Below are 12,299 nucleotides of genomic sequence, written 5' to 3'. Positions count from 1 at the left end.
AAGCTGATTATTATCTATGTATTGCTCATCTTGATTGCAATGCAACTCATAGGCGTCTATTTCGTCAGTTCCATGAAGCATACGCAGACGACCAACTTTACGAAGGAGCTGCAGAACACTGCAGAGCTTATGTCTATTTATGCCGGTCAGACGCTGAAAGGCGATGAAACACTGGATGATGAGCAGACATTGGAGGCGCTGAATAAGTTCGTGCGTAGCTTCATCAATATGAACGGCGTGGAGATTCAGGTACTAGACGTAACCGGAAAGGTACTGACGACATCTGTGCCAACCCATATGGAATATGTGGGGCGTAAAAATACAGAAACGGTAGTAAATCGAGCGCTACAGGGAATGCGGGATAACCAAGAGGTCATTATTGATGAGGATAACGTGCGCAAGCAGGTGTTGGCAAAGCCCGTTTACTCCAGTGGGAAGCTTGTTGGCGCCCTGTATATTGTCGCTTCGATGAAAGAACTGTATGCGACGATTGAGGGAATCAATCGGATCTTCCTCTCCGGGATGGCAATTGCGCTTGGATTGACGGCTGTTCTCGGGGTCATTCTAGCCCATACAATAACACAGCCGATCAAGGAAATTACGAAGCAGGCGACAAAGGTGGCGGAAGGGAACTTTGCAGGTCAGGTTCCTGTAATGGGCACTGATGAAATTGGTCAGTTGAGTGAAGCCTTCAATTACATGACCCGGCGCTTGCAGGAGGCGTTGAACGCCAATGAGGAAGAGAGGGAGAAGCTTACTTCCATCCTGACGAATATGAGTGACGGTGTAGTGGCGACGGACGAGCAGGGACAGGTTATCCTCGTCAACAGACGTGCATGCAAGCTGCTTAATGTAAAGCAAGGCGAAGTCGAGAGCAGCCATATTGCCGAGGTGCTTCGCGTGCCACAGGAGCAGATTAATGAGATGGTGAATGGCAAGCTTAATTGGATGCTGCTACCTCGGACAGAAGCGCATGAGGAGGATGGGGACAGTGAGACAATCTTGCGCATCTCCTTTACGCCAGTTCATCGCCGTGGAGAAGGAATGACGGGCTCGATTGTTGTCCTGCAGGATGTGACAGAGCAAGAGAAGCTAGAGCAGTCACGTCGTGAGTTCGTTGCGAATGTGTCACATGAGCTTCGAACGCCGCTAACGACGATTAAAAGCTATGTCGAGGCGTTGGGTGACGGTGCGCTGGAGGAGCCGAAGCTTGCAGGTCGCTTCGTCGGTGTCATTCAGAATGAGACGGAGCGTATGATCCGTCTTGTGACCGACTTGCTGCACTTGTCGCGTCTTGATTCGAAGCAGGCAAAGCTGCGCAAGCAGGTGACAGATATGACGGAGATGCTGGAGGACGTTATTGATCGATTCTCCTTCCAGTTCCGCAAAAAGGGAATCACTGCAGCAGTGGAAATCGCCCCAGACATCGGGAAGGACGGATCAGTGATGATTGATCGGGATCAGATTGATCAATTGCTGGACAATCTCGTGTCCAATGCAGTGAAGTATACGCCAGACGGTGGCGAGGTGAAGCTGGTTGCTGGGTTGGATGATTCTCGCAGTATGCTGCATGTATCGGTACAGGATAATGGTCTAGGTATTCCACAGAAGGATTTGGAACGAATATTCGAACGTTTCTATCGAGTAGATAAGGCACGCTCACGAAATATGGGCGGTACGGGACTTGGCTTGTCCATTGCCCGGGAAATTGTGCGAACGCATGGCGGGGATATATGGATTGAGTCGGAATGGGGCTCAGGTACTGAAATTACCTTCTCACTTCCGTTGACCTTGATGAATGCGGAAGGGAGTGAGGCAGGCGAATGATTGAGCGCATTAAGACGCTGTTGCTGACATTTCTAGTGCTGTTAAGCTTGCTGCAAAGCTTCTTTCTCGCATACAGCATGCCGAACTTCGACGTACGCAAAAAGTTCACTAGCGACTATATTATGACGGATCCGCTTGGTCCAGAGGAGAAGGTTGAGAATCTGGTGTTCCCGGAGCAGCTCGTGCTTCACCTAGGAGGGAACAAGCATACGGTTCTATATCCAGGCATGACCTTCTATAACATTATCGTCAAACGGCTGCAAGGACGTTCGTACGATGGATTCCAGTATCGTTCAGTCTCTGCGGTAGATTGGGCTCGCATTCGTGAGGAGAACGAAGGGGTAGAGCTGCTGTTCCACGCGCCTATTCCGGTAAAGCTGCTGCAGAGGGTGTTCCCGATCGGCGATGATAGTGTACTTATGAATGAAAGCATCCGTCGAATCTGGTTGTATACCACGAAGGATACGAAGGAAGTCCGCGTCTTCTTCTTCAATGCGGAGGGGGACGCTGTCTATGAGTCGACCAGTGCGAATTTGACGGAGCAGGATGTGAAGCAGCAAGTCGAATTCGGACGGGCCTGGACGCCTTATAAGCTTGTCGATGGAGCGTATTATGTTCCTGAGCAGCCTATTGAGATGCAGGAGGTTACACTGCCGTTTGACCGAATTACGGCGGAGCAGATGCAGCGCAGTTTGTTCAATGACCCAACCGTAACGAAAATATTGAGACTGGAAATTCTGAGATTTATACCGATGTTAAACGGGGGCTTGAAGTAAACCGTGGATTACAGTGGCTCATTTATTCCGATCCAGTTGTACAGACAGAAGGACAACAGGATATCACATCAGATGTAACCGCAGCAGTTCGGTTCATTAACCAGCATGGCGGCTGGAATGGCAGATATCGTGTTACGATGCCTGACAATATGAAGCGGGATTCGTTAAATGGAGCAGCCAGTGAATTAGGAACAGCAATCCGGTTCCAGCAGTATTGGGGCTCTTACCCGATTGTAAATACAAGCCGATTCCGGTTTGGCTATATGCAGGTCACGATGCAGGAAGGCACGGTTACGAGCTATGAACGATCTCTTGTGCAGCTTCATCAGCGTGCAGCGAAAAAAGAGATGCGCAAGTTGGCGATCGGCGATGCATTAATCAAAAAGTTGAAAGAGCTTAGCAAGGAGAAGCCGATATCAGCCATTGATCCCGTATATGTTCCGATATTAGGGAAAGACACGGTTCGACTGCTGCCTGCATGGCAGGTGAAGTACAAGGATGGAACGACTGCATTGCTCGATGAGGCTGCAGGAAAGTAAAGGGGATATTGCTCATCAGAAGGGAGGAGTCACATGGATTGGAGTCGGGCGAAGAATATATTGATCTATGCTTTTCTGCTGCTCAATATTGTGCTGGGCTATCAGCTCTGGCAAGAAGTACGCGACCAAATGCATTCCGAGCTGGATTGGACCTCCCTGTCTGACGCGGCAAAGAAGATGATGGAAGTGAAGAAGATACAAGTGACGGCTAAGATTCCTTCGGAAACTCCGGCCTTACGTGAAATTACGTATCGATTCCTGAAGCGCGGAGAGCAGATTGAGCCGCTTAAACAACCGCAGGATACGAAGATTGTATTCGCAGAGAACGATTTGATCAAGTCGCTTCAAGGGGACATTCCTCATATCGAAATGTACCGATATGACCCGTTGACCGGTCGGAATGGCACCTTCGTCTTACATCAGCGGCTGCCGAACGGGCTGCCCATATTCGAGGTGACACTGGATCTCGTGCATAGTCAGCAGAAGATCCAAGGCTTCCGGCAGCAATATGTGGAGCTGATTGAGGCGAAGGAAAGCAAGGAGCAAAAAATATTGCCGGCTTCTCAAGCTTTGGAGCATGTCATTTTGAGTGCTTTAATGTCTGGAGCTGTCGTTAAGGATGTACAGCTTGGCTATCACGGTCAAATATTCGATGCGGCCAATACGCAGGTGGCGGCGCCATCATGGCGCATCCTGTTGGAAAATGATGAAGTCTATTATGTGAATGCGATAAGTGGGGCGATTGATACGCCGCAAGAAGGAAAGAAGGAGAACGATAGATGAGTTTGCGATTTTCGGTATTGTCGAGTGGATCAACAGGCAATGCAACGGTCATTCAGAACGAGGATGCAACGGTGATGATCGATGTGGGCCTGAGCTGTAAACGGACAGAGCAGCTCCTGGAGGAGCAAGGACTTTCCGGCAAGCAGATTAACGCCATATTCGTTACGCATGAGCATTCTGATCATATTAAAGGTCTAGGTGCATTCTCTCGCAAGCATAATGTGCCGATCTATGCCAACGAAAATACTTGGGAAGCACTTGAGAAGCATGTGGGTGAAATCGCAGAGGAAAATCGGATTGTTATGCAAACCGGCGAGGCGCGCGACTTTGGGGATTTGCGTGTAGAATCGTACGGTATCTCCCATGATGCTGCCGAGCCGGTCGGCTATAAGTTCTATGAAGGCGAAACGAAGCTGAGTGTTACGACGGATCTTGGCTATATGAGCGATAAGGTTCGCGATGAGATTATCGATTCCGATGTACTTGTGCTGGAATCGAACCACGATACGGAAATGCTTCGTATGGGCCGATATCCATGGAACATTAAGCGGCGGATACTCGGGGATATGGGCCATTTGTCCAATGATGCGGCAGGCGAGGCGCTGTGCGAGATTGCGACAGGCAATACTCGCCGTGTGTATTTGGCCCACTTGAGCTTGGATCACAATATGATGGATCTCGCCCGCTTGACGGTGAAGGGAGTCATGGAGGACAACGGCCATTTTTTCAAAGAGAGCGAATTGCAAATAAAAGACACGTATTATAACAAGCCTACGGAATGGGATACGGTTCACGCGAAGTCTGTGGTGCGTCTGTAAGCCATCTATCAAGGTCATTGGCCTTTTGGGAGATATCCTCTTGTGTAATCAGACCCTTCTCCACGAGCAGCTCCATAAGGGTAGATAGTGCCAAGGTGAGACGGTATTGGTCTTCCTTCATATCAGCGAGTTGACCGACGAGGTCGATGTCTGACCAAATTGGGTTAGTTGTCGTCATAAATCGATAGCTCCTTTCGATTAGGGAAGGGATATTGTTCTCTCAACTTCCTGTTTGTATGATAGAATATGTACAAGCTTGCAAATCTAGTACATTTCTTTTTACATGACAAGCTCATAGTATGCATTAATATATAGTGTTGACGATTTTCAGCCATATCATTCCATGGTGATGATGCTGCTTAGGCATCGATTCAACGCGTGGATCGATCCCGGTTGGAGGGTTGAGGGGAGTTGTTCGGATGTGCTTGTTTGATGATGATTTTTTCTCGACAAAGGTGTCTGGCAGGGTAAAGCGAAGATGGCAGGAACGTGAAGCAAGAACAGGATGGATTCTGGGCAGATCCAATTGGTCTGGCCGCAAATGGTCTACCGTGCAAGTAGCTATCGTAAGCTCGGTAGTCAGTGCCTTGTCAGCGGTTATTGTATATAGCTGGATCGTAGGGAGCGGCACGTCCCCACAGCCTGTAGCAGTCAATACTGCGGGAACAGTTGATCCCTATGATCGGATTGTATCTGTAGCGGATAAGGTTGGCCCCGCAGTCGTCAGCATTGTCAATGAGCAGAAGCGATTAGCGGCACCTGAGACCGAGGATGAGAAGGATACGAATCTGGGATCGGGTGTAATTATCAAGCGCGATGATGGCAAAGCGTTCATCCTGACAAATGAGCATGTTGTGCAGGGAGCAGACAAGCTGGAGGTCGTGCTTTCGAACGGACAGCGTAAAAATGCAGAGCTCGTAGGCAAGGATCGCGTGATGGACGTTGCGGTTCTTCGCATTGATGATGCAGGTGTAACAACGGTTGCGGAGATTGGGGATTCACGGCAGCTGCGCCTTGGGGAAACCGTGGTGGCAATCGGCAACCCGCTCGGTCTCGGCGGATCTCTGACTGCTGGTATCGTTAGTTATACGAAACGGCTAATCCCGGTCTCCCTAAACCAGGATGGCGTATATGACTGGGAGCAGATGGTCATCCAGACGGATGCAGCCATTAATGAAGGCAATAGCGGCGGTGCGCTCGTAAACTTGCAGGGACAGGTCATCGGCATCAATACAATGAAGATTGCTACGACCGGCGTTGAGGGTCTTGGATTCGCGATCCCGACGAATGAAGTGATGTCAATTGTGAATGAGATTATGAAGAATGGCAAGGTGGTTCGGCCTTACTTGGGCGTCTATACGATCGATCTGACGAATCCTTATGCCCCAATTACAGAGGAGCAGCGCAATGATCTGAAGCTGCCACATGAAGTGAAGAACGGGGTCATTGTACTGGAAGCCACAGGGCCAGCGAAGAAGGCGGGATTGAAGCTGAATGACGTGATTATCCGCTTCGATAATGAGGCCATTGGTCAAACCCGCGACCTGCGCAAATACCTATATGAGAAGAAGAAGATCGGGGAAACGATGGAGGTTCACTTCTATCGTGAAGGCAAGCTGATGATGACGACTGTACAGCTTGAGGATAAGCCGCAGCAGGGCGGATAAACTAATCAATGTCCATTGATGGGGAAAACAAAGGTCTTTTCCCCGTACTTGTCCTATTTATGTTATGATGGACGTAATAATACAGCAAGATTAGCGAGAAAGAGGGAACGACATGTACGTAGTCTGTAAAGAGCATGTAGAATTGGCAATTGACAATTTTGTAGATGAGTTCGAAGATGCGCCTGATGTAGTCGATTTGGATGGCGTAGAATTCAGTGATTGGGAACGGCCAATCAAGTGCTGTATGGATTGCGAGCAAGAAGCAAAGTTTCTGGTCGTGTAGTCTTGTCGTTGGGCGTATTGGTCTGTGCAGCAAGACAGGGGCTAATTCGTTCATACGGTTCAATAGAGTGTACACAACAAGGGCGCTGCCCCCGAGGTGGGGATACGCCCTTGTTTTTTTGCGTTAGTTGATTAGGAGTGAATGGCAGTAAGTTATTTTACATTCAGCTTGTCCTTAACCTTATCCGGCAACTCATCCTTGCTTATCTCTTCGTAGGCAGTTACTCGTTCCTCATCTTTGACATAGACACGTAAAAAGGCATGTTCTTTAAACTTGCGATTTTCCCCTGTTTTCATAAAAGTAAGCTTTTTCTCATTGCCGTTTTCATCAAATGCAGGGAGTGTATACTCACCTTGCTCATTTGGATCGCCAACAGTTTGGACATAATATTGCTGCTTGCCGTCTCGATTATAGTCACAGCCGACAAGAATACTTGTAAATAAGGTGATGACTGCGAATAAAGTGATTATTCTCTTCATATGTGGTTACCTCCGGGTTATCCATATTCCTGAGTCTTATCATAACAAGTACAAGAGGAAGGACAAATCGATTTACCCAACAGCATCCTTACAGTTATGTCATGTGTCTCGGAGAATATAGAGGAGTGAAAAGAGGGATGACAGCCATCTGTAGAAATAGTCAGCGGCTGGTGATAACGTGGATGAATATGTGGATAAGAAATAGTGGGACTATGGAGAATAGTTATCCACATGTGGATAGCCAAAAACAAAGAGCTATGGGGCATTGAACGCTTTATCTGGCCGAAAATGTACAACGATTTCGTTTAGTAAGCCTATTTAGAGAGAGGACATGCTATGCAAAGCAATAGGGAAATTTCTTCTTGCAAAAACTAATAACATTAGTTAATATATAATTACAATTAGTTAGAAGGGAATGGTCATTCATGCGTATGCGTAAGCAAGGTCACATCTTTCAACTGTCTTTCCTTCCACGTTTGTTTCCGGTGAATTGTTATTTGGTTGAAGAGGAGCACGGACTGACATTGGTGGATGCTGCTCTTCCTTATAGTGCAGTTAGTATATTGAAGGCAGCTAAGCAAATTGGAAAGCCGATTACACGTATCTTGCTTACTCATGCACATGATGATCACATTGGTGCTCTGGATGCTTTGAAGCAAGAGCTTCCTGATGCTCAGGTATTGATCTCTGCTCGTGATGCCAAACTGTTGGCAGGGAATCGAACATTAGAGGCTGGTGAGCCTGTAACACCAATTCGCGGTGGTGTACCGAAAGAAGGGACGATTCGGACGAAGCCGGATGTTTTCCTGCAAGATGGACAAAGGATAGGATCTTTACGCGCTGTGCTTGCACCAGGACACACACCAGGTATGATGGCTTTCTATGATACAAGGGATGGAGCTCTGCTTGCAGGCGATGCTTTTCAGATTCGGGGAGGGGTTGCAGTGTCGGGGATGTTCAAGCCGCTATTCCCATTCCCTGCAATGGCAACTTGGAATAAGGAAGCCGCATTGGCGAGTGCATGCAAGCTAATAGCATTGCAGCCTACCCTGCTTGCTGTTGGTCATGGGGGAATGATTGTGAACCCAGTTTCTGTCATGGATCAAGCGATTCAGGATGCAGAGCGGAAGTGGGGAGCTGTACCCATGAGCAGCAAAATCTTGGAATAGGAAAACGGTTACAAGCGTTCTGTCAATGAGATAGGGCGCTTTTTTGTGTCTAAAATGTGTTGTTTCTTGCAAATTCATTTTACTGGAAGTATAATAGCAAGAATGAATGACCAAAATTCACGATCAGTTCTGTAGTTCTGAAGCCTGTTCAAAATCGCCTCTTTGCGGAAAGGAGGAATTATGATGATCGTTGATCGAAGAACGAGAATAATAGAGGCAGCAACACAGTCATTTTCACTATATGGTTATAAAGGCAGCACCATGGATCAGATTGCGAGACTTGCACATGTTGGAAAAGGTACGATTTATCGCTTTTTTCCGAATAAGGAAGAGCTGTTAGAAGCGATTATGAAAGGGTTCATTCAAGACATTTTGGAAATTGCAAAGTCGTCTATCCAGCAAGGTGCAACCTTCTTAGAGAATCTGCACCGTACGCTTCACAACGTATTGGAGTTTCGATCCAAGCATGATTTGATGGTCGTTCTCTCACACGAGATGAGGGAAATGGGTACCGAGATTGTAATGTCGAAAATAGGCAAGGTTGAAGATGCGCTCCAGCACTTTGTGAAGGAGCAAGTGGAGCTAGCTATTCATTCTGGAGAGTTAAAAAGCTGCGATGCTGAACTAACGGCTTTCCTATTTATAAGAACCTATGTGGCTTTAGCGGTAGATTGGCCGAAGCGGGCTCAGGCTTTTCATCAAGGCCAGATACCACAGTTGCTGGAATTTTATTTAATGAATGGGGCAGCACAAACAGAATTGCGAGAATCGGATAACGCAATACATATTATTTAGAAGAATGGTGGTGGCAGTGGGATGAAGAACATCTTACGCATTTATAAAACGGATCTTCGCAACATTATAACCAATCCTGCTGCAATTATTGTCATTTTAGCAGTAGTGATTCTGCCCTCCCTGTATGCATGGTTCAATATTCTCCCATCTTGGGATCCGTATGCCAATACGAAGGACGTAGCGGTTGCGGTTGCGAACTTGGATAAAGGTGCTAAGGTGGAAGGCAAGGATCTTGATGTCGGGAAAAAGGTCATGGATCAGTTAAAGGAAAATAACAAGTTAGGGTGGAAATTTGTCACGAAGGAAGAAGCTGTCAAAGGGGTCAACCATGGCGACTACTACGCGGCCATTGTTATTCCTGAGGATTTCTCAGAGAAGATTTCTTCCGTTATTTCGGATCACCCAGAAAAGGCGCAGCTCGATTACTACATTAATGAAAAGATTAACGCGATATCGCCAAAGGTTGCGGGTGCAGGAGCTTCAACGCTTGTATCAAATATCAGCAGCAACTTTGTCGAGACGGCAAATAAAGCAATCTTCGATATTTTCAATGATGTGGGCCTCAAGCTGGAGACGAATGAACCCGATATTAAGAAGCTGAGAGACAACATCTTCAAGCTGGAAGAGAAGCTTCCGGAAATCGAGAAGCTGATGAAGTCGGGCCAAGTGGATATTATAAAGGCAAAGGACTTTGTAAGTAAGGCAGAGTCCGCAATTCGTGTCATCAAACGCTTTGAAAATCGACCGGATTCGGTAATTGCAGATGCAGAGAATCTGATCGATGAGGGCAATGATACTTTCCATAAGGAAGTGCCGGTTGTCAAAGATAATTTGCGCAAGCTGCAGGGTGTCGTCAATGATACATCGAAGGTTGCAGAAAATATTATGAACTCGGACTTCGACCTTGGCAAAGTGGAAACAGAGCTCGCCAAGAAGAGTGCTGAAGTGGAGTCCGGGATGAATTCCTTGCAGCGTGTAATCACGACTGTGGAAGATATAGACCGCAATTTAAGAAATAACGGAATGTTCGATAATGTGCTAACCTCCCTGACTGATGCGAAGCGGGGCGCAGAGGATTTGAAGAATCGTCTGGATGAAGCACAAAGAACAGTTGAGTCTGTAAAATCGATTGCCGACGATAAGCTGAAGGATATTCGAAATAAGGCTATTGATGTAAATAACATTTTGGATAAGGCAAGAGCGAGCCTGAACTCGCAGGTTGCTCCAACCGTAACTAAAGCCTTTGATGAGGCAGAGCGGTTGGGCAAAATGTATCGAGAGCATCTTGGCCAGCTGCAAGAGAAGATTGATCGGGTCAATAAGCTTATTCAAGGCAGTGCAACAGATGCTTCATTATCCGATAAGCTGAATACAGCTATAGGGGATCTAACTAATCAGCTGAAGCTTACGCTAAGCTCCTTGGAGAAGTATAAGAATCAACTGGATAAGCTTGCCCAAGTGACTGGCGTAGACACTGGCCTGCTGATTGCCCAATTGAAGGGTATGGAGACGAAGCTGACTCTGCTGCAGGATCGACTAGGCAATGGCAAGCAGATTGGCGCTGAAGCTATAGCAAGAGCAAGTGAGGTCGTCGGTCAGCTCATTAATGATTACGATAACAGCATTAAACCACGATTCCATACGATTCGCGGAGACATGCAGGCATTGAATCGTGATGTTCTGAACATGATTGATAAAATGCAGGTCAGCACGCGCAATGTCATTAATTTGGCCGATAAAGTTATGAACCGCAATACAGCGGACAAAGTAATTGATCAAATCAATAACGCGAAGAAGCATATTGATAGCGGACAAAAAGTGGCGGATCAGCTCATTTCTGCTACCGAGAAAATGAAGCAGACGGTAGACGACGGTGCAATTACAGATATCGTCGATAACATGTATAAGCTGAAAGGGAAAATCGCAGACTTGTCGGATATGCTGATGCGTGCAAGTGAAGCAGCAGGCAAGGCGAATCAGCCGACGAAGGATGCGCTGCAAAAAATTTATGATTCTACGAAGGACACAAGCGCATCTATTGATAAAATCGTGAAGAAGATCGATTCGGATGTTGTCCCTGCCTTCGATAAAGGCGTCAAGGATTCCCGCAAAGGTCTGGATTTCATCAAGAACGTGAAAAAAGAAGTATATTCGATGATTCCAGAAATCGAAGCCCAATTAGCCGATGTGAAGGGCAAAATTAATACTGGGGAAGATGGCCTGAATGAATTTAGTGACAAATACCCGGAACTCAAAAAGAAAGTAAAGGATATCGCTGCTAAAATCCGTGAATTCGAAGCAAAAGGCGACCTGGATCAAATCATTGATTTGCTTCGCAAAGATGCTGCAAAGGAAAGCCAGTTCTTTGCAGAGCCGGTACTGCTCAACCAACATGAATTGTTCCCAGTTCCGAACTATGGATCAGCGATGTCACCGTTCTTTACGACATTGGCATTATGGGTTGGCGGCTTGCTGCTTATCTCCATGCTGATTGTGGATATCGAGAACAAGCAAGATTATAAGAGCTACCAAGTGTACTTCGGACGTTGGATGACCTTTGTAACGATCGGGATATGTCAGAGTATGATCGTGACATTGGGCGACATGTTCCTGCTCAAAACGTATGTCGTGCATAAGTTCTGGTTCTTCGCATTCGGGATTTTCATCAGTATCATATTCGTCAGTATCGTCTATACGTTGGTATCGGTATTCGGAAATGTAGGGAAGGCGCTATCCATTGTATTGCTCGTGTTCCAATTGGCAGCCTCGGGCGGTACATTCCCGATTCAAATGACGCCGAAGTTCTTCCAGAAGCTGAATCCGTTCCTGCCATTCACACATGCAATCGGCATTATGCGAGAAGCCGTGGGGGGAATTCTGTGGGATGTCGTAACGAAGCATGTACTCATCCTGTTGATTTATATCGGAATTGCCTTTGTACTTGGTGTAGGCTTGAAGAAGACGATTAATAAGTCTAGTGATAAGTTCTTGAAGAAGGCGAAGCAAAGTAAGCTTCTGTAAGCAGTTAGGCTGAGATTGTGTAAGATAGGGTAACAGAGTCATGCAATTATATATAGCCATATAAGCAAAAAAGCTGCCTGAGCAATCAGGCAGTTTTTTTGGATTTCGTATGGTTCTTGAGTTTGTGCTGGACGATCTAGAC

12 protein-coding genes are annotated in these 12,299 nt (G+C 46.8%); 10 read left to right on the top strand and 2 right to left on the bottom strand.

Annotation, left to right across the window (positions count from 1 at the left end; all coding sequences use genetic code 11):
• Window positions 1–39: 39 nt before the first annotated feature.
• Genes walK through PAV_RS09105 form a run of 5 tightly spaced genes read left to right on the top strand, consistent with a single transcriptional unit; the run spans window position 40 to window position 4,743 of the window.
• Window positions 40–1,827, top strand: a complete 1,788-nt coding sequence (gene walK, locus PAV_RS09120; RefSeq protein ID WP_372515385.1) for a cell wall metabolism sensor histidine kinase WalK — start codon at window positions 40–42, stop codon at window positions 1,825–1,827.
• Window positions 1,824–2,603 carry a two-component system activity regulator YycH gene (gene yycH, locus PAV_RS36850; RefSeq protein WP_005545407.1) on the top strand — a complete coding sequence of 260 codons (780 nt, stop codon included), beginning with the start codon at window positions 1,824–1,826 and terminating at the stop codon, window positions 2,601–2,603. The genes walK and yycH (PAV_RS36850) overlap by 4 nt, the downstream gene beginning before the upstream one ends.
• Window positions 2,549–3,142 carry a two-component system activity regulator YycH gene (yycH, locus tag PAV_RS36845; RefSeq protein ID WP_338010898.1) on the top strand — a complete coding sequence of 198 codons (594 nt, stop codon included), beginning with the start codon at window positions 2,549–2,551 and terminating at the stop codon, window positions 3,140–3,142. The genes yycH (PAV_RS36850) and yycH (PAV_RS36845) overlap by 55 nt, the downstream gene beginning before the upstream one ends.
• A 33-nt stretch (window positions 3,143–3,175) precedes the next feature.
• On the top strand, window positions 3,176–3,925 hold the full coding sequence (gene yycI, locus PAV_RS09110) for a two-component system regulatory protein YycI (RefSeq protein WP_005545404.1): 750 nt from the start codon (window positions 3,176–3,178) through the stop codon (window positions 3,923–3,925).
• Window positions 3,922–4,743 carry an MBL fold metallo-hydrolase gene (locus tag PAV_RS09105; protein ID WP_005545402.1) on the top strand — a complete coding sequence of 274 codons (822 nt, stop codon included), beginning with the start codon at window positions 3,922–3,924 and terminating at the stop codon, window positions 4,741–4,743. The genes yycI and PAV_RS09105 overlap by 4 nt, the downstream gene beginning before the upstream one ends.
• Here PAV_RS09105 and PAV_RS09100 read toward each other — a convergent pair.
• A complete protein-coding gene (locus tag PAV_RS09100; protein ID WP_005545400.1) occupies window positions 4,697–4,921 on the bottom strand; it encodes a hypothetical protein in 225 nt (74 codons plus the stop codon). The genes PAV_RS09105 and PAV_RS09100 overlap by 47 nt on opposite strands.
• A 241-nt stretch (window positions 4,922–5,162) precedes the next feature.
• Between PAV_RS09100 and PAV_RS09095 the strand changes: the two genes are divergently transcribed.
• Together PAV_RS09095 and PAV_RS33280 are read left to right on the top strand one after the other, a co-directional pair.
• Window positions 5,163–6,410, top strand: a complete 1,248-nt coding sequence (locus tag PAV_RS09095; protein WP_005545398.1) for a S1C family serine protease — start codon at window positions 5,163–5,165, stop codon at window positions 6,408–6,410.
• Between the two features lie 112 nt (window positions 6,411–6,522).
• Window positions 6,523–6,693: a CxxH/CxxC protein gene (locus tag PAV_RS33280; protein ID WP_005545397.1), complete on the top strand. Its 171-nt coding sequence runs from the start codon at window positions 6,523–6,525 to the stop codon at window positions 6,691–6,693.
• Between the two features lie 152 nt (window positions 6,694–6,845).
• Here PAV_RS33280 and PAV_RS09090 read toward each other — a convergent pair whose 3' ends face one another.
• Complete coding sequence (locus tag PAV_RS09090) at window positions 6,846–7,172, bottom strand: YxeA family protein (protein ID WP_005545395.1); 327 nt, start codon at window positions 7,170–7,172, stop codon at window positions 6,846–6,848.
• Between the two features lie 425 nt (window positions 7,173–7,597).
• Here PAV_RS09090 and PAV_RS09085 point away from each other — a divergent pair, with 425 nt between their 5' ends.
• The 3 genes from PAV_RS09085 (at window position 7,598) to PAV_RS09075 (ending at window position 12,157) form a co-directional block, all read left to right on the top strand.
• Window positions 7,598–8,341: an MBL fold metallo-hydrolase gene (locus PAV_RS09085; protein WP_005545393.1), complete on the top strand. Its 744-nt coding sequence runs from the start codon at window positions 7,598–7,600 to the stop codon at window positions 8,339–8,341.
• A gap of 180 nt (window positions 8,342–8,521) precedes the next feature.
• On the top strand, window positions 8,522–9,136 hold the full coding sequence (locus tag PAV_RS09080; protein WP_238555787.1) for a TetR/AcrR family transcriptional regulator: 615 nt from the start codon (window positions 8,522–8,524) through the stop codon (window positions 9,134–9,136).
• A 21-nt stretch (window positions 9,137–9,157) separates the two neighbouring features.
• On the top strand, window positions 9,158–12,157 hold the full coding sequence (locus PAV_RS09075) for a YhgE/Pip domain-containing protein (RefSeq protein ID WP_005545389.1): 3,000 nt from the start codon (window positions 9,158–9,160) through the stop codon (window positions 12,155–12,157).
• The last annotated feature ends 142 nt before the right edge of the window (window positions 12,158–12,299 follow it).

The organism is Paenibacillus alvei DSM 29, assembly GCF_000293805.1.
Taxonomy (GTDB): Bacteria; Bacillota; Bacilli; order Paenibacillales; family Paenibacillaceae; genus Paenibacillus_B; species Paenibacillus_B alvei.
This window is presented reverse-complemented; position numbering and strand designations above follow the sequence as displayed.